This window comes from Pseudomonas sp. LBUM1674 (assembly GCF_059695635.1).
The window spans coordinates 1,651,724-1,675,339 of record NZ_CP166779.1; the positions used below are offsets into that span (position 1 = coordinate 1,651,724).

Here is a 23,616-nt window from a genome sequence, read left to right on the forward strand (position 1 = left end):
GTAACAAAACATGATGCAGGTCAATTGACTATAGCCGAACACGACTGCTCGCCGATGAACGATGCCTTCAAGCTTCAGGACGCAGCGGAGCGCCGCTGCGCCCGTGGATGAGTACTGATCAAGGCAGGCGACCACCTCCCAGGCTGTCCAGCCCGCTACCGGTAGTGGACTTTTTGCCGTCTCCGTCCTCGGGAGCGGCAAAATTGGCGCGGCGACTCGAAATCCCTGCGGCTGCAGAGGCCTGTGCTGGAGCATCCTCGTCGATCTGCGGCGAAACAGTCGTGTCTGGAGTGGTCTCCAGGGTGGTTTCGGAGTCCGGGAAATAACAGGTTGTGGGTTGGTTTTTGGTCTTTTTGGACATTTGATGATCTCCTTGTTTTCGATGGGTATTCCCTTGTCCCTGAGTGACCTGAGTCGCACACAGATTGCCCGCTTGCGGCCACCAGGTGGATGGACGTTACCCCTGGCCGCCACGCGGGCCTACTGAATATAGGTTTCAATGTGTGAAAGGTGGGTTGATCCAGACCCCAAACAAAACGGCCCCGCCAATTCTCACTGGCGGGGCCGTTTTTTATTACATCAAGCGTTACTGGGCATCCGCCACCGGAGCCTTCTCACCGTGAGACAGGCTGTAGACGTAAGCGGCCAGCAGGTGGACCTTGTCGTTGCCTTGCAGCTGTTCCTGCGCAGGCATCTGGCCCTGACGGCCGTATCGGATGGTCTGCTGCAGCTGAGCGAAGCTCGAGCCGTAGATGAACGCACCCGGGTGGGTCAGGTCAGGTGCCCCCATGGCTGGCGTCCCTTTACCTGCCGGACCGTGGCATGCCACGCAGTTGGCAGCAAACAGTTTCTGCCCGGCAACCGGGTCGGCCTTGGTGCCTTCCGGCAGCTTGCGGCCATCGAGGTTGGTCAGCACGAACGCGGCAACGTCAGCCACGCCTTGCTCGCCGATCACTTCGGCCCAGGCCGGCATCACCGCGTGACGACCGCCCATGATGGTGGTCTTGATGGTTTCCGCTTCGCCGCCCCAGCGCCAGTCGGCGTCGGTCAGGTTAGGGAAACCATAGGCGCCTTTGGCGTCGGAACCGTGGCAGACCGAGCAGTTGGAGGCGAACAGGCGGCCACCCATCTTCAGGGCTTGCGGATCCTTGGCCACTTCTTCGATGGGCATGGACGAGAACTTGGCGAAGATCGGGCCGAACCTGGCGTCCGACCTGGCCATTTCCTTTTCCCACTCGTGAACGCCGGTCCAGCCGGTCTGGCCGTTGGCGAACGCGGTCTGCTTGTCGTTATCGAGGTAGTTGTAACCCGGCAGCAGGCCTTTCCAGTTGCCCAGGCCCGGGTACAGCACCAGGTAGCCCAGGGCGAAGATGATGGTGCCCACGAACAGCATGAACCACCATTTTGGCAGTGGGTTGTCGTACTCCTCGATCCCGTCGTAGGCGTGGCCAACCGTTTCCTCGGTGGATTCGCTGCGCTGGCCCTTGCGGGTGGCCAGCAGCAGCCAGGTCAGGGCGAAGATAGTGCCGAGACTGAGGACTGTGACGTACAGACTCCAGAACGTAGTCATTCTTTGTTACTCCTAGAAGCTTGCTCGACGTGCTTGATGGCTTCGGGATCATCCGCGAAAGGCAGCAAGGTCGCGTCTTCAAACTCCGACTTGCGCTTGGGGCTGAACACCCACAACGCCAGACCGATGAAGGCCACCATCACGACAACGGTGCCCAGGCCACGAATCATCCCGATATCCATCCAGATCACCGTTTGCTTTTGATGATGGTGCCCAGGCCTTGCAGATAGGCCACCAGCGCGTCCATTTCGGTTTTGCCCTTCACAGCATCCTTGGCGCCGGCGATGTCTTCGTCGGTGTAAGGGACGCCGAGCGTACGCAAGACTTCCAGTTTCTTGGCGGTGTCTTTGCCGTCGAGCTTGTTTTCCACGAGGAACGGGTAGGCCGGCATTTTCGACTCAGGCACCACGTTGCGCGGGTTGTACAAATGCGCACGCTGCCAGTCATCGGAGTAACGACCGCCGACGCGGGCCAGGTCCGGACCGGTACGCTTGGAACCCCACAGGAACGGGTGGTCCCAGACGCTTTCACCGGCGACCGAGTAGTGGCCGTAACGTTCGGTTTCAGCACGGAACGGGCGGATCATCTGCGAGTGGCAGCCGACACAACCGTTGGCGATGTAGACGTCGCGTCCTTCAACTTCAAGGGCGGTGCGAGGCTTCATGCCTTCGACCGGCTTGTTGGTGACGTCCTGGAAAAACAGCGGAACGATCTGGGTCAGGCCGCCGATGCTGACGGCGATGACCATGAAGAAGGCCAGGAGGCCAATGTTCTTCTCGACTGCTTCATGCTTCATCAGTGAGCTCCAACTACAGCAATCTGTTCAGCAGCTTTGGCTTCAGCCGGGTTCGAGGCACGTACGGTACGCCATACGTTGTAGGCCATGAACAGCATGCCGCTGGCAAAGAACGCACCGCCCAGGGCGCGAACGATGAAACCGGGGTGGCTGGCTTGCAGCGCTTCGACGAACGAGTAGGTGAGGGTGCCGTCATCGTTGATTGCACGCCACATCAGACCCTGGGTGATGCCGTTGACCCACATCGAAGCGATGTACAGAACGGTACCGATGGTCGCGAGCCAGAAGTGCGTGTTGATCAGGCCGATGCTGTGCATCTGCGCACGACCGAACAGTTTCGGGATCATGTGGTAGATGGCGCCGATCGAGATCATCGCCACCCAGCCCAAGGCACCGGCGTGAACGTGGCCGATGGTCCAGTCGGTGTAGTGCGACAGCGAGTTCACGGTCTTGATGGCCATCATCGGGCCTTCGAAGGTCGACATGCCGTAGAAGGCCAGGGACACGACCAGGAAGCGCAGGATCGGGTCGGTGCGCAGCTTATGCCAGGCGCCCGACAGGGTCATCATGCCGTTGATCATGCCGCCCCAGCTTGGCGCCAGCAGGATGATCGACATCGCCATGCCCAGGGACTGAGCCCAGTCCGGCAGAGCGGTGTAGTGCAGGTGGTGCGGACCGGCCCAGATGTACAGGGTGATCAGCGCCCAGAAGTGCACGATCGACAGACGATAGGAGTAGATCGGACGCTCGGCCTGCTTCGGCACGAAGTAGTACATCATCCCCAGGAAGCCGGTGGTCAGGAAGAAACCGACCGCGTTGTGGCCGTACCACCACTGGATCATCGCGTCAGTCGCACCGGCGTAAGCCGAGTAGGACTTGAAGAAGCTGACCGGCAGGGACGCATGGTTGACGATGTGCAGCATCGCCGTCACAACGATGAAGGCACCGTAGAACCAGTTACCGACATAGATGTGCTTGGTCTTGCGCTTGACGATGGTGCCGAAGAACACCAGACCGTAGGTGACCCAGACGATGGCCAGCAGAATAGCCAGGGGCCATTCCAGTTCCGCGTATTCCTTGGTGGTGGTCAGACCCATCGGCAAGGTAATGATCGCGCCGACGATCACCGCTTGCCAACCCCAGAAGGTGAAGGCGGCGAGGCTGTCGGAAATCAGTCGCGTTTGGCAGGTTCGCTGCACGACGTAATAAGAAGTGGCAAACAGTGCACAACCACCGAAGGCGAAAATCACCAGGTTGGTGTGCAACGGGCGCAGGCGTCCAAAGCTCGTCCATGCCAGACCGAAGTTCAACTCCGGCCAGACCAGTTGCGAGGCGATGAAGACACCGAGCCCCATGCCAAGGATCCCCCAGACCACCGTCATGATGGCGAACTGGCGGACTACCTTATAGTTATAAGCAGTCGGACTGATTGCTGTGCTCATTCTAAGGTTCCACGGTTTGGGTGTTTTATTAGGAGTAAAAATCGGCCGCAAGTATGGAGAAAGCGGGGGGTCATTGCAACGCGCCATGACCTGGGTCAATGCTTTCAAAAGCTGATTCTGCGGCCTTTCCATGCGCCGCGTAAGGACAAAATTGCCCCCGGCCAAAATGCCGCAGCGGACGTAGGAGGTGAGGGGGTCAGGTCAGTTGTAACGGGGTGTGTTCAAACATGACGATCGGGCGGCTGATGGCAATTGGCACGACAGCCGGTGTCTACCAGCCTTTGCGGCCTGTCATCGAGCAAATTCGTCGAACACATCGGGTAAGATCGACCTGGAGCCGGCTCATGCCAGTCCGCATCGGAGCAAGCTTAGACCCGAATCCGGGGAACCGAAAGGAGGACTAAGGGAGGGTGCGACAATGGGTCGCAAAGGGGCAGGGAACTGCCGCATCCGGGGGAATGCGACAGAGTAGCGGTCAAGAATTATTCGCTGTTGCCTTCAGCCTGCAAACGCTCTGTATTCAGTCCATTCGACAGGCTGTACACATAAGCTGCCAGCAATTGCACTTTGTCGTTGCCAAGCAGTTCGATCTGGGCTGGCATATGGCCTTGACGGCCATGACGAATCGTTTGTCCAAGCTGCGCCAGGCTGGTTCCGTAGATGAACCCGGCCGGTTGCGTCAGATTCGGCGCGCCCATGGCTTCAGTGCCTTGGCCGTTTGCCCCATGACAGGCTACGCACATGGTGCTGAACGCTTGCTGTCCGGCGTGCAGGTCAGCACCGCTTTCGGCAGGCAACGGCAGGCCGGCCAGGTCATGGCGCACATAAGCCGCGACGTTTTTCACGCCGGCATCACCAAGGATTTCACCCCAGGCCGGCATTGCGGCCATGCGGCCACCCATGATCGTGGTTTTGATGGTGTCGGCGTTGCCGCCCCAGCGCCAGCTGGTGTCCCCCAGGTTCGGAAAGCCAAAGGCACCCTTGGCATCCGAGCCGTGGCAGACCGCGCAATTGGAGGCAAACAGGCGACCGCCCATTTTCAACGCTAACGGGTCCGCCGCCACTTCTTCCACGGGCATCGCCGCGAATTTGGCGAAGATCGGACCGAACTTCGCATCGGCCTTGTTCATCTCCTTTTCCCACTCGTGGACGCCGGTCCAGCCGTCCTCGTAACCGGGCAGGATGCCTTTCCAGTTGCCCAGGCCCGGGTACAGCACCAGATAACCCACGGCGAACACCAGGGTGCCGGCGAACAGCATGAACCACCACTGCGGCAGCGGGTTGTCATACTCCTCGATGCCGTCGAAGCTGTGGCCCATGGTCTGGTCCACGCTGCCCTTGGTTTCGCCCTTGCGGGTGCCGATCAACAGCCAGGTCAGGCCGATCAGGCTGCCGATGGTCAGTACGCAGATCCACGTACTCCAGAAGGTGGTCATGGCCGGGTACTCCTTGTTTCAGGTTCTTGGGTGGCGTCATCGGGTAGCGGTTCATCGGCGAACGGCAGCAAACGCGCTTCGGCGAATTCCGGGTTGCGCTTGCCGTTGAACACCCACAGCGTCAAGCCGACGAAGGCCACGAACACCACGACCGTGCCCAGGCCGCGGATCATTCCACTGCTCATTTCGCTTATGATTTCAAAGGGCATGGCCATGGCTCACCTCTTGCTCTTGATGGATGTGCCGAGCACTTGCAGGTAAGCGACCAGGGCGTCCATTTCGGTCTTGCCCTTGAGCGAAGCGACTGAGCCGGCGATGTCGTCGTCGGTGTACGGCACGCCCAACGTGCGCATGGCGCGGATCTTGGTTTCGGTGTGGCTGCTGTCGAGCTGATTGGCCACCAGCCACGGATAGCCGGGCATCTTCGATTCCGGTACGACGTTGCGCGGGTTGTACAAGTGCGCGCGGTGCCAGTCTTCGGAGTAGCGACCGCCGACCCGGGCCAGGTCCGGACCGGTGCGCTTGGAGCCCCAGAGGAACGGGTGATCCCAGACGCTTTCACCGGCCACCGAGTAGTGACCGTAGCGTTCGGTCTCGGCGCGGAACGGCCGGATCATCTGCGAGTGGCAACCGACGCAGCCTTCGCGGATGTAAATGTCGCGACCTTCCAGTTGCAACGCGGTATAGGGCTTCATGCCTTCCACCGGTTTGTTGGTCACGTCCTGGAAGAACAGCGGGACGATCTGGGTCAGGCCGCCGATGCTTACGGCCAGCACCATCAGCAGCATCAGCAGGCCGACGTTTTTCTCGATTGTTTCGTGTTTCATGGCGGCCTCCTCAGGCGATCTGCGCGGCAGCGGCGACTTCGGCAGGCTGCGAGGCCCGAACGGTGCGCCAGGTGTTGTAGGCCATCAGCAACATGCCGCTGAAGAAGATCGCACCGCCTACCAGGCGCACGACGAAGCCTGGGTGGCTGGCCACCAGGGTTTCGACGAAGGAATAGGTCAGCGTTCCGTCTGCATTGACCGCGCGCCACATCAGGCCCTGGGCGATGCCGTTGACCCACATCGACGCGATGTAGAGCACGGTGCCGATGGTGGCGAGCCAGAAGTGCGCGTTGATCAGGCCGATGCTGTGCATCTGCGTGCGGCCAAAGATTTTCGGGATCATGTGGTACAGCGCACCGATGGAAATCATCGCCACCCAGCCGAGCGCGCCGGCGTGAACGTGGCCGATGGTCCAGTCGGTGTAGTGGGAGAGGGCGTTCACCGTCTTGATCGCCATCATCGGCCCTTCGAAGGTCGACATGCCGTAGAACGCCAGCGACACGACGAGGAAGCGCAGGATCGGGTCGCTACGCAACTTATGCCAGGCGCCGGAGAGCGTCATCATGCCGTTGATCATCCCGCCCCAGCTCGGTGCCAGCAGGATCAGCGACATCACCATGCCCAGCGACTGGGCCCAGTCCGGCAGCGCGGTGTAGTGCAAGTGGTGCGGGCCGGCCCAGATGTACAGGGTGATCAGCGCCCAGAAGTGCACGATCGACAGGCGATAGGAATACACCGGGCGTTCGGCCTGTTTCGGCACGAAGTAATACATCATTCCGAGGAAGCCGGCGGTGAGGAAAAAGCCTACGGCGTTGTGCCCGTACCACCACTGCACCATGGCATCGGTGGCACCGGCGTATACCGAGTAGGACTTGGTGAAACTCACCGGCAGTTCAAGGTTGTTGACGATGTGCAGAATCGCCACGGTGATGATGAACGCGCCGAAGAACCAGTTGCCGACGTAAATATGCCGGGTCTTGCGCTGCATGATCGTGCCGAAGAACACCACGGCGTAGGCGACCCAGACGATGGTGATCAGGATGTCGATCGGCCATTCGAGTTCGGCATATTCCTTGGAACTGGTGTAACCCAGCGGCAGGCTGATCGCTGCCAGGAGAATCACCAGCTGCCAGCCCCAGAAGCAGAACGCGGCGATTTTCGGCGCGAACAATCGCGTCTGGCAGGTGCGCTGCACCGAATAGAACGAACTGGCGAACAGGGCGCAACCGCCAAAGGCGAAGATCACCGCGTTGGTGTGCAACGGGCGAAGGCGGCCGAAACTGGTCCACGGCAAGTCGAAGTTGAGTTCGGGCCATACCAACTGGGCAGCGAGAAAAACCCCGAGCCCCATGCCGACGATGCCCCACACCACCGTCATAATGGCGAATTGGCGGACCACCTTGTAGTTGTAGGCGGTACTGATAGAAGTGTTCATGGTTCCCCATCCACGGTTCAGCCGAAGTGAAGGCGGATGCGCAAGGCAACGCTCACTTCGCCTGGAGTTATAGGCAGACTAAAAGCGAGGCAAGCATGGGCAAAGAGCACAAGGCCAGTATTGACGGGGATCAATGGGCGCAGTGTGTGCAGGATCATGGATGGTTGTGGAATGCCGCTTCAGCGCCGGCATCTGCGACGTTGATTCTCGCCCACGGCGCCGGTGCACCGATGGACAGTGGCTGGATGAACGACATGGCTGCACGCCTTGCGGCTCAAGGCGTCAACGTGTTGCGCTTCGAGTTTCCATACATGGCGCAGCGGCGGCTGGAAGGGGGCAAACGTCCACCGAACCCGGCACCCAAACTGCTGGAATCCTGGCGTGAGGTCTATGCCGAGGTGCGACGCCATGTCGCTGGGCGCCTGGCCATTGGCGGCAAGTCCATGGGCGGGCGTATGGCCAGTCTATTGGCGGATGAACTGGGGGTGGATGCGCTGGTGTGCCTGGGGTATCCGTTTTATGCGGTCGGCAAACCGGAGAAGCCGCGGGTCGAGCATTTGGCCGGATTGAAGACGCGCACGTTGATCGTTCAGGGGGAGCGGGATGCGCTGGGCAGTCGCGAGGCCGTCGAGGACTATAGCCTGGCGCCGAGCATCGAAGTGTTCTGGATGCCGGCGGGGGATCATGATTTGAAGCCGCTGAAGGCTTCAGGGTTTACTCATGAACAGCATTTGGCGGCAGCGGCGAGCCAGGTTGCCATGTTTCTTCTGTGAGCGTTCGCTGTCGCCCCATCGCCGGAACGCCGCCCTCGCCGTGCCCCCTGTACCTGTCCCCTGTGGGAGCGAGCAAGCTCGCTCCCACAGGAAACAGGAAACAGGAAACAGGAAACAGGAAACAGGAAACAGGAAACAGGAAACAGGAAACAGGGGGCAAGCCTCTCGCTAGACCTTATCCAGCTTCTTTTCATGGGCCGTCACCTGCTGGCACAACTCGATCATCTGCTCGCGCATCCAGCGGTTGGCCGGATCCTGGTCGGTGCTTTCATGCCAGTACAGGTGGGTTTCCACCGGCGGCACGTCGTTGACCGGCAAGTTCACCGAGTACAAGTCATGGCGGCGGGCGAAGCGCTCCGGCACGGTCATGACCATGTCAGTCTGCTGCAACACTTGCGAGGCCATCAGGTAATGCTGGGAGCGCAGGGCGATCTTGCGCTGGATGCCCATCTTGCCCAGTGCCAGATCGACATGGCCCAGGCCGCTGCGACGGCTGGATATATGGATGTGGGTCAGGGAGAGGTAGTCATCGAGGCTGAATTTTTCCTTGGCGGCCAGCGGATGCCCCTTGCGCATGGCACACACGTAGCGGTCTTCCATCAGCTTGACGTGGCGCACCTGTGGGTCGGTGTTGAGCGGCGCATCGACGGCGAAGTCGAGGCGGCCGGCCGCCAGATCCTTGGTGGTTTCGCGGCGCTTGGACAGGAAGCTCTCGATGATCACCGTGGGGGCCAGTCGACGCAGGCGCTGGAACAGGGGCGGCAAAATCACCGCTTCGGTGAGGTCGGTCATGCTGATGCGGTAGGTCTTGACCGCCTGCAACGGATTGAAGATGCGACTTTCCTGCACCGAGACCCGCAGCAGGGAAAGGGCGTTGCGCACCGGGCCGATGATGTTCTGGGCCATCGGTGTCGGGACCATGCCTTGGGCGGTGCGCACGAACAACGGATCGTTGAAGGTCTCACGCAGGCGAGCCAGGGCGTTGGACACCGCCGGCTGGGTGATCCCGACTATCTGCCCGGCCCGGGTCAGGTTGGCTTCGGTGTAGATCGCATCGAAGACGATGAAAAGATTGAGGTCGACCTTGCTCAGATTCATTGCGCTGCACTCTTGTTATAGGGGCGGTGTTATAGGAGCGGTGTTATACGGGCGGTGTTATAGGGGCTGGGTGGCCTTGACGATCAGTCGATCATATATCGGTGATGAATGTTAATACACGCCGAGAATAGGCTAGGTAAATTTTCATGGCTGTTCTAGCATCGATTGCATGACTTGAACAACTCCTCTGAACCCCCTGTCAAAAGGTAGAGCTGCCCATGGATTTCGCTTATTCGCCCAAGGTGCAAGAACTGCGTGAGCGCGTGACCGCGTTCATGGACTCCTACGTTTATCCTGCCGAAGCCGTGTTCGAGCGCCAGGTCGCCGAGGGCGATCGCTGGCAGCCGACGGCAATCATGGAGGAGCTAAAACTCAAGGCCAAGGCTGAAGGGCTGTGGAATTTGTTTCTTCCCGAGTCCGAACTCGGCGCCGGCCTGAGCAACCTGGAATACGCGCCATTGGCGGAAATCATGGGCCGTTCGCTGCTGGGGCCGGAACCGTTCAACTGCTCCGCGCCGGACACTGGCAACATGGAAGTGCTGGTGCGCTACGCGAACGAAGAACAGAAGCAACGCTGGCTCGAACGGTTGCTGCGCGGCGAGATTCGCTCGGCGTTCGCCATGACCGAACCGGACGTGGCCTCATCTGACGCCACCAACATGGCTGCCCGCGCCGTGCGCGATGGCGACGAGTGGGTGATCAACGGCAAGAAATGGTGGACCTCGGGTGCCTGCGATCCGCGCTGCAAGATTCTGATCTTCATGGGCCTGAGCAATCCGGATGCGCCGCGCCATGCCCAGCACTCGATGATCCTGGTACCGGTGGATACCCCGGGGGTGAAAATCGTGCGCCCGTTGCCGGTGTTTGGTTACGACGATGCCCCTCACGGTCATGCCGAAGTGCTGTTCGACGATGTTCGGGTGCCGTACGAAAACGTCCTGTTGGGTGAAGGACGCGGCTTCGAAATCGCCCAGGGTCGCCTTGGCCCTGGCCGGATTCACCACTGCATGCGTTCGATCGGCATGGCTGAGCGTGCGCTGGAACTGATGTGCAAGCGCTCGGTGAACCGTACAGCGTTTGGAAAGCCCCTGGCACGTCTGGGCGGTAACATCGACAAGATCGCCGACTCGCGGATGGAGATCGACATGGCGCGCCTGCTGACATTGAAAGCCGCGTACATGATGGACACCGTCGGCAACAAGATTGCGAAGAGCGAAATCGCGCAGATCAAGGTGGTGGCGCCGAACGTCGCCTTGCGGGTGATCGACCGGGCGATCCAGATCCATGGCGGGGCAGGGGTGTCCAACGATTTCCCGCTGGCCTACATGTATGCGATGCAACGCACCCTGCGCCTGGCCGATGGCCCGGACGAAGTGCACCGCGCGGCGATCGGCAAGTTCGAGATCGGCAAATACGTACCCAAGGAAATGATGCGCAGCGGTCACTAAGACCGGTCAGCAAATAGGGATTCTGTGTGGGGCGAGCTTGCTCGCTCCCACAAGGTCGGTTTTGCGTCAAAAGTCGATGGTTTGTCAGTCGACCATTGGCAGCCCATAGAACGCCCGCGCACACGCAGTGCTATGAGCCGCCAGGTCTTCCTCGCTTTCCCCACGATGCAGCGCCACTTCGCGCAACACTTCGGTGAGATACGCAGGCTCGTTACGCCCGTTTTTCGGTTTGGGCCGCAAACTGCGCGGTAACAGGTACGGCGCATCGCTCTCCAGCATCAACCGCCCGCGCTTGATTTCCTTCACCAGCGGATGCAGGTGCGTACCCCGGCGCTCGTCGCAAATCCAGCCGGTGATGCCGATGTGCAAATCCAGATCGAGGTAGCTGAACAGGGCCTTTTTTTCGCCGGTGAAGCAATGCACCACCGCGGCGGGCAACTGATCACGGTAATCACGCAGGATCTCCAGCAAGCGCTGGCTGGCATCGCGCTCGTGGAGGAATACGGGCATTTGTAGCTCGACCGCCATCGCCAGGTGCTCTTCGAGGACTTTTTCCTGCTGCGGACGCGGCGAGAAATCGCGATTGAAATCCAGTCCGCATTCACCCACGGCCACCACATTCGGCTCCTTGAGCAAGCTGAGCAGTTGCCGGGCGCTGTCGGCGTTCCAGTCACTGGCCGAGTGCGGATGAATGCCGGCGGTGGCGAACAGCCGTTGCGCCGTTTCATCCAGCTGGCGACACAGCTCCAGCGCCTGTTCGCTGCCCTCGACACTGGTACCGGTGAGCACCAATTGGCAGACCCCGGCAGCGTAGGCGCGGTCGAGTACAGCCTGGTGTTTGTCGGCAAAACCGGGGTTGGTCAGGTTGACGCCGATATCGATGAGTTGCATGGTGCTACCTCGGACCAAAGGCCGGAAAGCATATCAGAGCTGCAGATTTATAAGAAAAACCAAGAACTACAACGGGTTATTGCTGTCTCTTGAGGCCGAGAGACAGGTCCGGTTGGTCAATGTGCCATCACTGTGCCAGTTTTCGGCACCTTGTCAGCGCTCAGGGCGCTCTGTTTCTGTCGCTCGATCTCATGAAAACGATCGACCCGGTATTCTTCGCGGAGAGCGGATGATTCGTCCCTCGGTTTTGCTACTGCTGTGTTGTTCGTTGCTGCTGCCGATGCCCGCGATTGCGCGCCTGGCCGGGCCATTGCAAGCCGTGCCGGCAGCCAAGGTCCGCGATCTGGCGGACATCCGCAGCAGCCGGGTGCTGAGGGTGCTGGTCAATCAGAGCCGCAACAGCTCCGGCGAAGTCCAGGGCCAGTCCATCGGCGTCGAATACCATCGCCTGCGTGCCTTCGAGCAATACCTCAACGGTCACGCCCGAGACGGTCAGGAAATCACCCTCAAGATCATTCCCAAGGCCAAGGATCAATTGCTCGGTGCGCTGCAGCGCGGTGAGGGGGATCTGGTGGCGCCCGGGGAACTGCTCGATCTGCGGCCCGGCTACGCCGTCAGCACCAGTGCTCCGGTTTCGAGCAACGTTCCCTTGCTGCTGGTCGGTATCAAGGGCGAGCGACGCTACACCCGTCTTGAACAACTTTCGGGCAAAACCCTGGCGCTGCCCACCGGCAGTGCCGCTGGCGATGCGGTCAGTCAGATCAATCAGAAGCTGGCGCTGCACAAGTTGGCGCCGGTGAAGATCGAGTGGGTCGATCCCAGCCTGGCGGTCGAGGATGTGCTGGAGATGGTCCAGGGCGGTATTTTTCACCTGACCATCGTCGAACAACCGATTGCCGAGCGCTGGGGCAAGATCCTGCCCAAGTTGCGTTTTGATCGGCAGGTGCTCATCAGCGAGCCGGGCGATGAGTTCTGGTTCGTGCGCCGCGATGCTTCGATGTTGCGCGCGAGCATCGATCGCTTCCTGACCGGCTACAAGAAACCATCGGATCAGGACGTCGCGTTCCTGCGGACCTATCGACGCTCGTATCGAGTGCACTATCCCTTGGCCAAGGCGGATCGACAGCGCCTGGAAAAACTTCGACCGGTGCTGCAGAAACACGCGGATGCCCAAGGCATGGACTGGCTGAACCTGGCGGCGCTGGCGTTCAAGGAGTCGTCCCTGCAACCCAATGCCCGCAGTGGCAGCGGCCCCACCGGCCTGATGCAGATTACCCCCTCCGCGGCCCAGCGGGTGGGGGTCAACAATATTCAGAACCTCGATGCTAACGTGCAGGCCGGGGCCAAGTACCTGGCCTTGATCCGTCGCAAATTCTTTTCCAGCCCCAAACTCAACGAACGCGAGCGCATGGCGTTCGTGCTGGCGGCCTACAACATGGGGCCGGAGCGCGTGCAAGGCATGCGTGCCGAGGCGCGTCGTCGGGGCTTGAATCCCAATCAGTGGTTCTTCCAGGTGGAACGCATCGCCATGGAGCAGGTGGGAATGGGCGCCGTCAGCTATGTTAATAGCGTGAACAAGTATTACTTGGCGTTCGATCGGGAGCGGGAGTCGTTGGAGCCCGGGGGACAGAAGGTTGTCTTGCGTAAATGATCGAATAAACTGATTGTTATGGCGGGTTTTTTGCGCTTTTAACATGATATTTACTGATTAATATAGCGGCCAACCACTACTCAACCCCAGAATGGATGACACAGCATGAGCACACTGATCAACAAGGTACTGTTTACCCGCGCCGGCTATGGCCTGACTGTCCTGCGGATTTTCGTCGGCATCATCTTCGCGGCCCACGGTTCGCAGAAACTGTTTGGCGCGTTTGGTGGTTATGGTCTGGCGGGCACGGCGCAGTACATGGAGAGCATCGGTCTGACACCAGGCTACGTGATGGCGACGCTGGCGGGCGGCACCGAGTTCTTCGGCGGCCTGGCATTGATCATCGGCTTGCTTGCACGCCCGGCTGCTCTGGGTCTGACTTTCCTTTCGCTGGTTGCGATTTTCAGTGTGCATATTGGCAATGGGTTGTTCATGGCCAACAACGGGTATGAGTTCGCTTTGGCGCTGCTTGGCGGCAGCATTGCGGTGTTGATCGAAGGTGCGGGCAAGCTGTCGGTCGATCGTGCTATCGCTGGTTGACCGTTTTCCGTGTACATATCCGTTTCTGCGGTAACGGCCGCTGACGGTTTCGCTCTTACAGCGAGTCACTTGGAAGAGCCCCAAGTAACCAAGGGCTTTTGCCCCGCCATTCGGTGCCTCGCCTAGGCTCGGCATGCCCTCACTCCGGCATTGCTCCGGGGGCCCGCCGCCATCGGCCATCCATGGCCGGGGGCGGCTACCGCGGCATCCCTGCCGCGGTGCCCCCTGCGCAACGCCTGCGTTCGGCCTCTGGGAAAGGGGCGGCAGATCTGAAGCCAAAGCAACAGCAACAGCAACAGCAACAGCAACAGCAACAGCAACAGCAACAGCAACAGCAACAGCAACAGCAACGGCAACAGCAACGGCAACCTCAACATCAACAGCTTCGCGAGCAGGCTCGCTCCCACATGGATCGGCGTACCCCTTCGCTTTTTCACCACTCAACAGGCCGAGCGTTAGCTCGCCTGCAGCTTTTGATCTTGATGCACCGCCCCCTCGAGAGGCCGAGAGGAGGTTCTGCGCAGTGGGCAACCCGGCATGGATGCCGGGTTAGCCGCGCACGGCCAGGGATGGCCGATCGCGGCGGGCCCACGGAGCAGGACCGGAGCGAGGGCATGCCGAGCCTTAGCGAGGCACCGAACGAAAGGGGCAAGAGCCCTTGGTTACTTGGGGCTCTTCCAAGTGACTCGCCGTAAGGGCGAAACCCTAAGTCGCCGTTACCGAAGAAACGGATATGTACTCCCACACCCCCATCGCGCAGCCCGTTTTTGTTGCGCGTCATTCTTGACACCCTCCGGTCAGCTTCTCTAGGATGCTGCTCATGCGCCGATTTAAACAGCTACTTGCGGGGCGCCAGGTGACTCATTCAGTTGCCGACAGAAGCTTGCAGCAAGCTTCGAAATACCGCTAAAGCGCTGGTTCGGTGTTGCCTCTCACCTGCCATGCAGACTTTTTGAGGCAGAGACACGACACGATGAATGCACTAAGCCCTGTTATACGCCCCGCGCCGATCACGGCCCATCTGACCCAGCGCAATCCAAAAATCCTGCTGGGTGGCAAACATCAGCCGACGCTCCTGCGCTATCTCGATGGCTGGCCACGTCGCACCGGCGGACCTGCAGCCTTCCTGATCCAGTTTGTCGAAGACGGTGAATCCCTGGCCCGCTTTGCCAGCGACAGCTTTGATCTGGCGGTGATTCAATCGCCCAGCATTGAAGACGCCCCCGAAGTGATCAGGCAACTGACCCGTGTTGCCCGACAAGGGCTGATTACCCGCCGCTGAGATTAATGGCGCTGCGACTCAGGGATAGTCGATCGCCACGATATACACACACTGCTCGCCAGTGGGTGTCTGGACTCGAACTTCCGCATCCAGTGCCTTGCCGATCAGGGCGCGGGCCAGCGGTGAGTCGATGCTGATCAGCCCCTGCTTTAAATCAAGCTCATCCGGCCCGACGATGCGATAACGCGATTCTTTGCCGTTCTCGTCTTCAATGGTGACCCAGGCGCCAAAATAAACCTTGTTCGGGTCGCTCGGCTTCTCGCTGACCACCTTGAGCGCTTCCAGCCGCTTGGTGAGAAAGCGCACGCGACTGTCGATCTCGCGCAGCATTTTTTTTCCGTAGGTGTACTCGGCGTTCTCCGAGCGATCGCCCTGGGCCGCGGCCTCGCTGACCGACTGCGTGACCTGCGGGCGGCGCACATGCCAGAGCTCATGGAACTCGGCCCGCATCCGCGCTTCACCCTCGGGGGTGATCAGCGCGGTGCCAGCGGTGCGGGGAGGGCGATAACGGCTCATGGCAACTTCTTGTGGTGGAGAAGACTTGAGTCTATCAACCCTCGCGCAAGACTGTCAGGGGGCTGGCGTTCAAGGCACGACGAGTACCGAAGACACCGGCGCCACCGATCAGCACGGCGCCGATCAGCGGCAGCACCAGCAGCCACGGATGTGGGTGCCAGGGCAGGTCGAAGGCGTAGCGGTAAAGCACCAGGCTCACCAGTTCCGAGCCCAGCGCCGCCAACAAGCCGCTGACTGCGCCAAGCAAACCGAACTCGATACGTCGGGCCTTGACCAGCAACTGCCGCTCGGCCCCCAGCGCTCGCAACAAGGCACCCTGGCGAATGCGTTCGTCCAGGGTCGCTTGCAGGCCGGAGAACAACACCGCCATTCCCGCCGCCAACACGAACAACAGCACGTACTCCACCGCCAGGGTGACCTGGGCGAGGATGCTGCGCAACTGCGCGAGCAAGGCTTCGACTTGCAGAATCGTCACCGCCGGGAAGGACCGGGACAGGTCGACGATCTGCTGATCGTGACCGGCCGCCAGATAAAAACTGGTCAGGTAGGTCGCCGGCAAATCCTTCAACGTGCCAGGCTGGAAGATCATGAAGAAGTTCGGTTGAAAGTTGTCCCAGTTGATGTCTCGCAGGCTGGTGACTTTCGCTTCGCGATTCATCCCGCCGACGGTGAACACCATGTGATCGCCCAGCTTGAGCTTCAGGCTCTCGGCGACCTTGCCCTCCACCGACACGCCGGGAATCTCATCTGGCGCTTGTCCGGGCCACCAGTTGCCAGCAGTGAGTGTGTTGCCCGCCGGCAGGTCCGCCGCCCAGGTCAGGCTCAGGTCGCGCTGGATCGCCCGATCACCGGCCGAATCCTTGCTGACGATTTCCTGCACCGGTTCGCCATTGATGCTGATCAGTCGCCCCGGCACCACCGGGTACAACGGTGCCGACTGTGCCGACAGTTCGATCAACCGGTCGGTGAAGGCCTGCTTGTCCGCCGGCAGAATGTTCAGCGCGAAATAGTTCGGCGCGTTTTTTGGCAACTGGTTCTGCCAGGTGTCCAGCAATTCGCCGCGCAAGAGGGCGATCAATGCCATGGACAGCAGAATCAGACCGAAGGCCAGGGCTTGACCCGCGGCGGCCAGCGGATGGCGCAGCAATTGGCCCAACCCGAGGCGCCACGGCAAGGACGCGCGCGCGAGCATTCGGCGCAGGCTCTTGAGCAGCAGCAACAGCAAACCGCCCAGCACCAGCGCGGCGATCACACCACCGCCGAGCAGGGCAAAGGTCAGCAGCAAGTCCAGGCTCAGGCGCCACATGATCAGGCCGAGAGCGCCCAACGCGGCGCCGTAGACCATCCAGGTGCTGGTGGGAATCGGCAGCATGTCCCGCCGCAATACCCGCAAGGGTGGCACCCGACCCAGCGCAGCCAGCGGCGGCAAGGCAAAACCGGCCAGCGCCACCAGCCCGGTGCCGATCCCGGCGATGCCCGGAAACAGGCCGCCCGGCGGCACATCGGTCGGCACCAGATCATGCAGCAAGGCGAACAGGCCGAGCTGCGCCAGCCAGCCGATAACGGCGCCGCTGATACTGGCGAGGAGTCCGAGCACCGTCAGCTGCAAACTGAACAGCACCATGGTTTCCCGACGGGACAGCCCCAGGCAGCGCAACAAGGCGCTCGCATCGAATCGCCGCGTAGCGAAGCGCGTCGCCGACAACGCCACCGCCACACCGGCTAGCAGCACCGCTACCAGACTGGCCATGTTCAAGTAACGCTCGGCCTTGCCCAGGGCGCCGCCGATCTGCCGGTTGCCGTCGCGGGCATCCTGTATGCGCTGGTTGGCGGCCAGCCCGGGCTTGATCAGTTGCCGATAGGTTTCCAGTGCCTCGGCGTTGCCGCGCCAGAGTTCGCGGTAGCTGACCCGACTGCCGGGTTGCACCACGCCGGTCGCCGCGAGGTCGTCGAGGTTGATCAGCACCCGTGGCGTGAGGCTGTAGAAATTGCCGGCACGGTCGGGTTCGTAGGTCAGCACGCGCGCCAGTTTCAGGGTTTTCATACCGACGTCGATGCTGTCGCCGATTTTCAGGTCCAGGGCGGTCAGCAGGCGTCCTTCGACCCAGGCTTCACCGGGTTTCGGGCCGCCACCGGATTCTTCCGCGGCGAAGGGCGCCGGGGTACTTTTCAGTTCGCCGCGCAGCGGGTAGATGTCGTCGGCGGCTTTGATACTGGAGAGCTGGATGCCGTTGTCGGTGGCAATGACGCTGGAAAACTCCACCACTTGCGCGTGTTCCAGGCCCAGCTCCACGCCACTCCTGATTTGTTCGGGGCGCGCCGGCGAGCTGCCTTCGAGCAGCAGGTCGGCGCCGAGGAATTCGGTGGCGCGCAGCATCATGGCGCCGTTCAGGCGGGCACCGAAGTAGCCGATGGCGGTACTCGACGCCACGGCCACCAGCAGGGCGAAGAACAACACCCGCAGTTCACCGGCGCGGGCGTCGCGCAGCAGTTGGCGGATGGCGAGGCTGAACAGGCGCAACAGCGGCAGGCGTGCCATCAAGGCTCCAGAGGGGCGACCAGCAGGCCGGCTTCAAGGCGGATCAGGCGCCGGCAGCGATGTGCCAGGCGTTCGTCGTGGGTCACCAGCACCAGGGTCGTGCCGCGTTCCTGGTTGAGTTCGAACAGCAGGTCGCTGATGCGCTCGCCGGTATGGCTGTCGAGGTTGCCGGTGGGTTCATCGGCGAACAGCACATCGGGCTCCGCAGCGAAGGCGCGGGCAATGGCCACACGCTGCTGTTCACCACCGGAGAGCTGGCGTGGCGAGTGGCTCAGGCGTTGACCCAGGCCGACTCGTTGCAGCAATTCGGTAGCGCGCCCACGGGCGTCTTTGCGACCGTCGAGCTCCAGCGGCAGCATGACGTTTTCCAGGGCATTGAGACTGTCGAGCAGCTGGAATGATTGAAAGACAAAACCGACATGTTCGGCACGGATGCGTGCGCGTTGGTCTTCATCGAGTTGGCTCAGGCCTTGTCCGGCGAGGGTGACTTCGCCGCTGCTCGGCAGGTCGAGCCCGGCCAGCAGGCCGAGGAGGGTGGATTTGCCGGAACCGGAGGCGCCGACGATGGCCAGGCTGTCGCCCTTGTTCAGTTCCAGGCTGAGTTCGTGCAGGATAGTCAGTTCACCTTCCGCGCTGGAAACCACTTTGCTGAGGTTCTTCGCGGTGAGAATGCTTGCGCCCATGGAGAATCCGATGCGAGTGTGGTTTTTGAGTGCTGGCCTGGCCTTGATGTGCATGGCCCAGAACGCAGCGGCGGGTACAGTCCTGATCGTTGGCGATAGTATCAGCGCCGGTTTCGGACTGGATACCCGCTTGGGGTGGGTGTCGCTGCTCGAGCAACGGCTCAAGCGCGAAGGTTTCGACGATAAGGTGATCAACGCATCCATCAGCGGCGACACCAGTGCCGGAGGCCAGGCGCGCCTGCCGGCGCTGCTTGCAGAGCATAAGCCGGAACTGGTGATCCTCGAATTGGGCGGCAATGACGGGCTGCGCGGAATGCTGCCAACGCAATTGCAACAAAACCTTGCGGCGATGATCGACAGTTCCCGCGCCAGTGGTGCCAAGGTGTTGTTGCTTGGCATGCAATTGCCACCCAACTACGGTGAGCGTTACACCAAAGCCTTCGCCGAGGTTTATACCAAAGTGGCCGATGAGAAAAAAATCCCGCTGGTACCGTTTTTTCTCGACGGCGTGGGCGGTCATCCGGACTTGATGCAGGCCGACGGCTTGCACCCGGCCGCAGGGGCGCAGGACAAGTTGCTGGAAAATGTCTGGCCGGCACTGAAACCGCTGCTTTGACGCTTTTCTAGCGGTCGCGTTTCGGCTAAGGTGGCGCCCCCGATTTGGAGCCCCCGATGCCGCGTCCCGCCTGGTCACTTTTTGCCTACCAACTGATCGAGCCTGACGAACAGCTGGATCTGTTCGCCTGCCAGGAAGTGCGGGTACATCTGGTGACCCGTCAGCTGGAATTGGGCGGCTCGGCGGACCGCACCTTGTGCGGCAGCCTGCTGCCGGCGCAGCCACGCTGGTCGAGCGTCGACCGCCGGGTGTTCCAGGATCAGCGCCTGTGCTCGCTGTGCCGGGCCATCCTGGAATCGCAAAAGCGCGGCACCTCGCCGATCTGGCCTGAGTTGCGGTTCGAGCTTTAGGGCCCCTTCGCCGGCAAGCCGGCGAAGACGGCATCCCAGGTACCAAACATAGTTGAGGCAGAACCTTTCGCGAGCAAGCCCGTCCCATGCCTTGCATCGCCTGTAACAGTCGCGCCTCCCCGAAATAACGGGCGCCAGTGTACAATCCCGTTTTTATACCCTTGTCGATCATGCGAAGGATTTTCCGGATGTTGCCGCGTTTTCCCGCCGTCACCCGCTGCCTGACCCTTGCCGCCCTGTGCGTCGCAGGTCCGGTTGCCGCATTGGAGCTGCCCCTGCCACCGCCCGGTGAAGACATCGTCGGCCAGGTGCAAGTGATCAAGGCCAAGTACGAAGACACCTTCGCCGACCTTGGTACCACCTATGATCTGGGCTATTCGGAAATGGTCGCGGCCAACCCCGGGGTCGATCCATGGTTGCCGGGCGCCGGCACCGAGATCGTGCTGCCGACGCGCTTCATCCTGCCCCCGGGCCCGCGTGAAGGCATCGTCATCAACCTGGCCGAGTACCGCCTGTATTACTACCCGAAAGACCGGAACGTGGTCTACACCTTCCCGCTGGGTATCGGCCGTGAAGGCTGGGGGTCGCCGATTGCCCACACCAGCATCATCGCCAAGACGCCGAACCCGACCTGGACACCTCCGGCGTCGATCAAGGCCGAGCACGCCGCCGATGGCGATCCCTTGCCAAACGTGGTGCCGGCAGGCCCGGACAACCCGCTGGGGCCGTTCAAGTTCACCCTGGGCACACCGGGCTACCTGATCCATGGTTCGAACAAGAAGTTCGGCATCGGCATGCGCACCAGCCACGGTTGCTTCCGCATGTTCAACAACAACGTGCTGGAAATGGCCGGCATGGTGCCGGTAGGCACGTCGGTGCGCATCCTCAGCGATCCTTACAAGTTCGGCGTCAGTGGCGGCAAGGTGTATCTGGAAGCGCACACGCCGCTGGACGACGCGGGCAACCCGTCGGTGGTGGACAAGCACACCGCCGTGATCAACGCGATGCTCAAGCGTGAGGACATCACCAACAACCTGCGCATGAACTGGGATGTGGTCCGCGACGTGGTGGCTGCCGAAGATGGCCTGCCGGTGGAAATCGGCGTGCCGGACGCCTCGGCGCCAATGATGACGAGTGCACCGATCGATCCACTGCAGTAACGCTTGAAAAGAACCCGCCGATGCCGACCGCATCGGCGGTTTTTTTTGCCTGTACGAAACAGTGGGCAAAAAAAAGCCGACCCATGAATGAGTCGGCCTGATAACAATCCCGAAGGACTATTACTTGCGGCTAGCTTTTTCCAGCATGCGCAGAGCACGCTCGTTAGCTTCGTCAGCAGTCTGTTGTGCTTTTTGAGCAGCAGCCAGAGCTTCATCAGCTTTACGGTAAGCTTCGTCTGCACGAGCCTGGGAGCGAGCAGCTGCGTCTTCGGTAGCAGTCAGACGTGCTTCGGTTTCTTTCGATACACTGCTGCAACCGGTAGCCAGAACTGCGGCCAGCGCCAGAGCAGAGAATTTCAGAACGTTGTTCATCGTGTTCCCCTTCAAGGACTTTCTAGTAAGTAGCTGTCTCCTCAGAGTGAGGAAATGGCCGGCGTACATACTACCCATTACTTCTAGTAAGTAAACTGACGTGTAGCAAGAAGCAAAAAAAATTGTAGGCGTTGATTCTTTTTCGAGCAACTTTTAACTGCATTGTTTAAAAAATATCCAGCTGCGAGGCCCGAGCTGAGCGAGCCGGGGTAAAAAAGTTCCCCGTGTTCGCGGCTGTTTCCCGGGGCTTGGCCAAAGTCTGTCTATATGATTGCGTCTACTCTTTTGTTCGGGATTTGCGTGACGCCTCTCATATCTTTCTCCTAGTTGAGGTGACTTTAACGAGGGGCGTTCGTCTTATGTCTCAATATCCGGCGATGTTCGGGCTCCGACCCGGTGCAATACCTGGTCGAGCCGTCCCTGCGCAACCCGGAGCAGCACCCGCCAACCTGCATGATGACGAGCGTACCTTGAGCATTTTTGCCAATGGTGCCTACTATTTGTACGTGCCCGGTTGCGCGAGATCGTGCAGCTCTTCTCGGTGTCCATTCAGGCACGGGGTGGCGTAGATGTTCCTTCGCCGGAAAAACATCGGTAAGGTAGGGGTCAGAATCCAAGACCCGCGAGGAGTAGTGATGAGCGAGGCGTTGTCCATCCACCATGACCAGGCTGGTCATCAGTTCGAGACCAATGTGGACGGTCATCGTGCCTACCTGACCTATATGGATCTGGGGAAACAGACCCTGGATATCTATCGCACCTTTGTGCCCAATGCATTGCGTGGTCGCGGCATTGCGGCCGCCTTGACCGAAAAGGCGCTGGAGTACGCCGAGGAAATGGGCTACACCGTCATTCCTTCGTGCTCCTACGTGGAGCGCTACATGGAGCGTCATCAGCGGCATGCGGCCAAGCTGAGCCAGTAAAACGAACGCATAAAAAAACGCCGGGCTCAGCCCGGCGTTTTTTTGTCTGGCGGTTTTTTTGCCTGGAAAAGCGATCAGGTGCGATCGCGTTTCGGCAGCACATCCTTGAGTTTGGCATGCATGCTGCGCAAGGTGGTTTCGGTGGCGGTCCAGTCGATGCAGGCATCGGTGATCGACACGCCGTATTGCAGGTCGGCGAGGTCTTTAGGGATCGACTGGCAGCCCCAGTTCAGATGACTTTCGACCATCAGCCCGATGATCGACTGGTTGCCTTCGAGGATCTGGTTGGCGACGTTCTCCATCACCAGCGGTTGCAGGGCCGGGTCCTTGTTTGAGTTGGCGTGGCTGCAGTCGACCATGATGTTCGGCTTGATCTTCGCCTTGTTCAGCGCTTGCTCGCAGAGCGCGACACTGACCGAATCGTAGTTCGGCTTGCCGTTGCCACCGCGCAACACCACATGACCGTAGGCGTTGCCCTTGGTGGTGACGATCGACACGCCACCTTCCTGGTTGATGCCCAGGAAACGGTGTGGGCTGGAAACCGATTGCAGGGCGTTGATCGCCACGGTCAGGCCACCATCGGTACCATTCTTGAAACCGACCGCCGAGGACAGGCCGGACGCCATTTCACGGTGAGTCTGGGACTCGGTGGTGCGCGCACCGATGGCCGACCAGCTGATCAGGTCCTGCAGGTACTGCGGGGAGATCGGGTCGAGGGCTTCGGTCGCAGTCGGCAGGCCCATTTCGGCCAGGTCCAGCAGCAACTGCCGGCCGATGTGCAGGCCGTCCTGAATCTTGAAGGAGTCGTCCAGGTACGGATCATTGATCAAGCCTTTCCAGCCGACGGTGGTACGTGGCTTCTCGAAATACACGCGCATGACCAGATACAGGGTATCGGACACTTCGGCCGCGAGTGCCTTCAGGCGCTCGGCGTATTCGTGGGCCGCCTTGATGTCGTGGATCGAGCAGGGCCCGATGACGACAAACAGGCGGTGATCGGTGCCATCAAGAATGTTGCGAATGACTTCGCGACCCTTGGTGACGGTGCGCAGGGCAGCGTCGCTCAGAGGGATATCACGCTTGAGCTGATCAGGAGTGATCAGCGTCTCGTTGGAGGCGACGTTTAGGTCGTTGATCGGTAAATCAGCCATCGTTTACTCGTCAGGTCACGGGTGCCGGCCGCCAGCGAACCCGCGCGGCGGAGCACAGCAAATTAAGCGCGTCGGGGAGCCGAACCTTAGCGCGTTACACCGTGGCTCGACAATGGG

Annotated in this window: 26 protein-coding genes; 9 read left to right on the top strand and 17 right to left on the bottom strand. The window is 60.6% G+C overall.

The genetic code is table 11. The features are described from left to right. Nucleotides 1-118: 118 nt before the first annotated feature. From ACA067_RS07670 to ccoN (ACA067_RS07710), 9 genes are all read right to left on the bottom strand, one after another. Entirely contained in the window at nucleotides 119-361 is a 243-nt protein-coding gene (locus ACA067_RS07670) for a hypothetical protein (RefSeq protein WP_497461248.1), read from the bottom strand. Nucleotides 362-586: 225 nt separating this feature from the next. Continuing rightward, a complete protein-coding gene (gene ccoP, locus ACA067_RS07675; protein WP_497461249.1) occupies nucleotides 587-1,570 on the bottom strand; it encodes a cytochrome-c oxidase, cbb3-type subunit III in 984 nt (327 codons plus the stop codon). Continuing rightward, a complete protein-coding gene (locus ACA067_RS07680; protein WP_003175465.1) occupies nucleotides 1,567-1,752 on the bottom strand; it encodes a CcoQ/FixQ family Cbb3-type cytochrome c oxidase assembly chaperone in 186 nt (61 codons plus the stop codon). The genes ccoP (ACA067_RS07675) and ACA067_RS07680 overlap by 4 nt, the downstream gene beginning before the upstream one ends. A gap of 5 nt (nucleotides 1,753-1,757) precedes the next feature. Next, nucleotides 1,758-2,366 carry a cytochrome-c oxidase, cbb3-type subunit II gene (gene ccoO / locus ACA067_RS07685; RefSeq protein ID WP_131059970.1) on the bottom strand — a complete coding sequence of 203 codons (609 nt, stop codon included), beginning with the start codon at nucleotides 2,364-2,366 and terminating at the stop codon, nucleotides 1,758-1,760. Continuing rightward, nucleotides 2,366-3,808: a cytochrome-c oxidase, cbb3-type subunit I gene (gene ccoN, locus ACA067_RS07690; RefSeq protein WP_150800227.1), complete on the bottom strand. Its 1,443-nt coding sequence runs from the start codon at nucleotides 3,806-3,808 to the stop codon at nucleotides 2,366-2,368. The genes ccoO (ACA067_RS07685) and ccoN (ACA067_RS07690) overlap by 1 nt, the downstream gene beginning before the upstream one ends. A 482-nt stretch (nucleotides 3,809-4,290) precedes the next feature. Continuing rightward, nucleotides 4,291-5,244, bottom strand: a complete 954-nt coding sequence (gene ccoP / locus ACA067_RS07695; protein ID WP_497461250.1) for a cytochrome-c oxidase, cbb3-type subunit III — start codon at nucleotides 5,242-5,244, stop codon at nucleotides 4,291-4,293. Then, nucleotides 5,241-5,441 (bottom strand): cbb3-type cytochrome oxidase subunit 3, encoded by a 201-nt coding sequence (locus ACA067_RS07700; RefSeq protein ID WP_311132817.1) that lies wholly within the window; start codon nucleotides 5,439-5,441, stop codon nucleotides 5,241-5,243. Before ACA067_RS07700 ends, ccoP (ACA067_RS07695) begins: the two co-directional genes overlap by 4 nt. A 21-nt stretch (nucleotides 5,442-5,462) precedes the next feature. Further along, nucleotides 5,463-6,071: a cytochrome-c oxidase, cbb3-type subunit II gene (ccoO, locus tag ACA067_RS07705; protein WP_150655306.1), complete on the bottom strand. Its 609-nt coding sequence runs from the start codon at nucleotides 6,069-6,071 to the stop codon at nucleotides 5,463-5,465. A 10-nt stretch (nucleotides 6,072-6,081) separates the two neighbouring features. Then, a complete protein-coding gene (ccoN, locus tag ACA067_RS07710; protein ID WP_497461251.1) occupies nucleotides 6,082-7,506 on the bottom strand; it encodes a cytochrome-c oxidase, cbb3-type subunit I in 1,425 nt (474 codons plus the stop codon). Nucleotides 7,507-7,601: 95 nt separating this feature from the next. Between ccoN (ACA067_RS07710) and ACA067_RS07715 the strand changes: the two genes are divergently transcribed. Continuing rightward, on the top strand, nucleotides 7,602-8,279 hold the full coding sequence (locus tag ACA067_RS07715) for an alpha/beta family hydrolase (RefSeq protein WP_497461252.1): 678 nt from the start codon (nucleotides 7,602-7,604) through the stop codon (nucleotides 8,277-8,279). A 168-nt stretch (nucleotides 8,280-8,447) separates the two neighbouring features. Here ACA067_RS07715 and ACA067_RS07720 read toward each other — a convergent pair whose 3' ends face one another. Then, nucleotides 8,448-9,377, bottom strand: coding sequence for a LysR family transcriptional regulator (locus tag ACA067_RS07720; RefSeq protein ID WP_497461253.1), 930 nt, complete (start codon nucleotides 9,375-9,377; stop codon nucleotides 8,448-8,450). Nucleotides 9,378-9,595: 218 nt separating this feature from the next. Here ACA067_RS07720 and ACA067_RS07725 point away from each other — a divergent pair, with 218 nt between their 5' ends. Then, nucleotides 9,596-10,825, top strand: coding sequence for an acyl-CoA dehydrogenase (locus ACA067_RS07725; RefSeq protein ID WP_497461254.1), 1,230 nt, complete (start codon nucleotides 9,596-9,598; stop codon nucleotides 10,823-10,825). Between the two features lie 84 nt (nucleotides 10,826-10,909). Here the strand turns inward: ACA067_RS07725 and ACA067_RS07730 are convergent, their stop codons facing one another. Beyond that, complete coding sequence (locus ACA067_RS07730) at nucleotides 10,910-11,716, bottom strand: TatD family hydrolase (protein ID WP_497461255.1); 807 nt, start codon at nucleotides 11,714-11,716, stop codon at nucleotides 10,910-10,912. A gap of 229 nt (nucleotides 11,717-11,945) precedes the next feature. Between ACA067_RS07730 and ACA067_RS07735 the strand changes: the two genes are divergently transcribed. Then, nucleotides 11,946-13,367 (top strand): MltF family protein, encoded by a 1,422-nt coding sequence (locus tag ACA067_RS07735; RefSeq protein ID WP_497461256.1) that lies wholly within the window; start codon nucleotides 11,946-11,948, stop codon nucleotides 13,365-13,367. 105 nt (nucleotides 13,368-13,472) lie between these two features. Then, the gene (locus tag ACA067_RS07740) at nucleotides 13,473-13,907 is read left to right on the top strand and encodes a DoxX family protein (protein WP_497461257.1); all 435 of its coding nucleotides are present in this window, start codon (nucleotides 13,473-13,475) and stop codon (nucleotides 13,905-13,907) included. 122 nt (nucleotides 13,908-14,029) lie between these two features. Here the strand turns inward: ACA067_RS07740 and ACA067_RS07745 are convergent, their stop codons facing one another. Beyond that, a complete protein-coding gene (locus tag ACA067_RS07745; RefSeq protein ID WP_497461258.1) occupies nucleotides 14,030-14,284 on the bottom strand; it encodes a hypothetical protein in 255 nt (84 codons plus the stop codon). 596 nt (nucleotides 14,285-14,880) lie between these two features. Here ACA067_RS07745 and ACA067_RS07750 point away from each other — a divergent pair. Beyond that, entirely contained in the window at nucleotides 14,881-15,189 is a 309-nt protein-coding gene (locus tag ACA067_RS07750; RefSeq protein ID WP_128871797.1) for a class I SAM-dependent methyltransferase, read from the top strand. A gap of 18 nt (nucleotides 15,190-15,207) precedes the next feature. Here the strand turns inward: ACA067_RS07750 and greB are convergent, their stop codons facing one another. Genes greB through ACA067_RS07765 form a run of 3 tightly spaced genes read right to left on the bottom strand, consistent with a single transcriptional unit; the run spans nucleotide 15,208 to nucleotide 18,927 of the window. Continuing rightward, the gene (gene greB, locus ACA067_RS07755; protein WP_497461259.1) at nucleotides 15,208-15,705 is read right to left on the bottom strand and encodes a transcription elongation factor GreB; all 498 of its coding nucleotides are present in this window, start codon (nucleotides 15,703-15,705) and stop codon (nucleotides 15,208-15,210) included. A 34-nt stretch (nucleotides 15,706-15,739) separates the two neighbouring features. Then, nucleotides 15,740-18,244 (bottom strand): ABC transporter permease, encoded by a 2,505-nt coding sequence (locus ACA067_RS07760; RefSeq protein ID WP_497461260.1) that lies wholly within the window; start codon nucleotides 18,242-18,244, stop codon nucleotides 15,740-15,742. Next, complete coding sequence (locus ACA067_RS07765) at nucleotides 18,244-18,927, bottom strand: ABC transporter ATP-binding protein (protein WP_497461261.1); 684 nt, start codon at nucleotides 18,925-18,927, stop codon at nucleotides 18,244-18,246. The genes ACA067_RS07760 and ACA067_RS07765 overlap by 1 nt, the downstream gene beginning before the upstream one ends. Before the next feature lie 10 nt (nucleotides 18,928-18,937). On the opposite strand from ACA067_RS07765, the gene ACA067_RS07770 reads away from it, so the two are divergent. The 3 genes from ACA067_RS07770 (at nucleotide 18,938) to ACA067_RS07780 (ending at nucleotide 21,053) form a co-directional block, all read left to right on the top strand. Then, on the top strand, nucleotides 18,938-19,543 hold the full coding sequence (locus ACA067_RS07770; protein ID WP_128871800.1) for an arylesterase: 606 nt from the start codon (nucleotides 18,938-18,940) through the stop codon (nucleotides 19,541-19,543). A 56-nt stretch (nucleotides 19,544-19,599) separates the two neighbouring features. Beyond that, entirely contained in the window at nucleotides 19,600-19,893 is a 294-nt protein-coding gene (locus ACA067_RS07775) for a hypothetical protein (protein WP_003226812.1), read from the top strand. Between the two features lie 188 nt (nucleotides 19,894-20,081). Beyond that, a complete protein-coding gene (locus tag ACA067_RS07780) occupies nucleotides 20,082-21,053 on the top strand; it encodes a L,D-transpeptidase family protein (protein WP_497461262.1) in 972 nt (323 codons plus the stop codon). A 120-nt stretch (nucleotides 21,054-21,173) separates the two neighbouring features. On the opposite strand, the gene oprI is transcribed toward ACA067_RS07780, so the two are convergent. Beyond that, on the bottom strand, nucleotides 21,174-21,425 hold the full coding sequence (oprI, locus tag ACA067_RS07785; RefSeq protein ID WP_003172710.1) for an outer membrane lipoprotei OprI: 252 nt from the start codon (nucleotides 21,423-21,425) through the stop codon (nucleotides 21,174-21,176). Between the two features lie 635 nt (nucleotides 21,426-22,060). Between oprI and ACA067_RS07790 the strand changes: the two genes are divergently transcribed. Further along, on the top strand, nucleotides 22,061-22,348 hold the full coding sequence (locus tag ACA067_RS07790; RefSeq protein ID WP_008057026.1) for a GNAT family N-acetyltransferase: 288 nt from the start codon (nucleotides 22,061-22,063) through the stop codon (nucleotides 22,346-22,348). 74 nt (nucleotides 22,349-22,422) lie between these two features. On the opposite strand, the gene ACA067_RS07795 is transcribed toward ACA067_RS07790, so the two are convergent. Then, nucleotides 22,423-23,499 carry a 3-deoxy-7-phosphoheptulonate synthase gene (locus ACA067_RS07795; RefSeq protein WP_497461263.1) on the bottom strand — a complete coding sequence of 359 codons (1,077 nt, stop codon included), beginning with the start codon at nucleotides 23,497-23,499 and terminating at the stop codon, nucleotides 22,423-22,425. Between the last annotated feature and the right edge of the window lie 117 nt (nucleotides 23,500-23,616).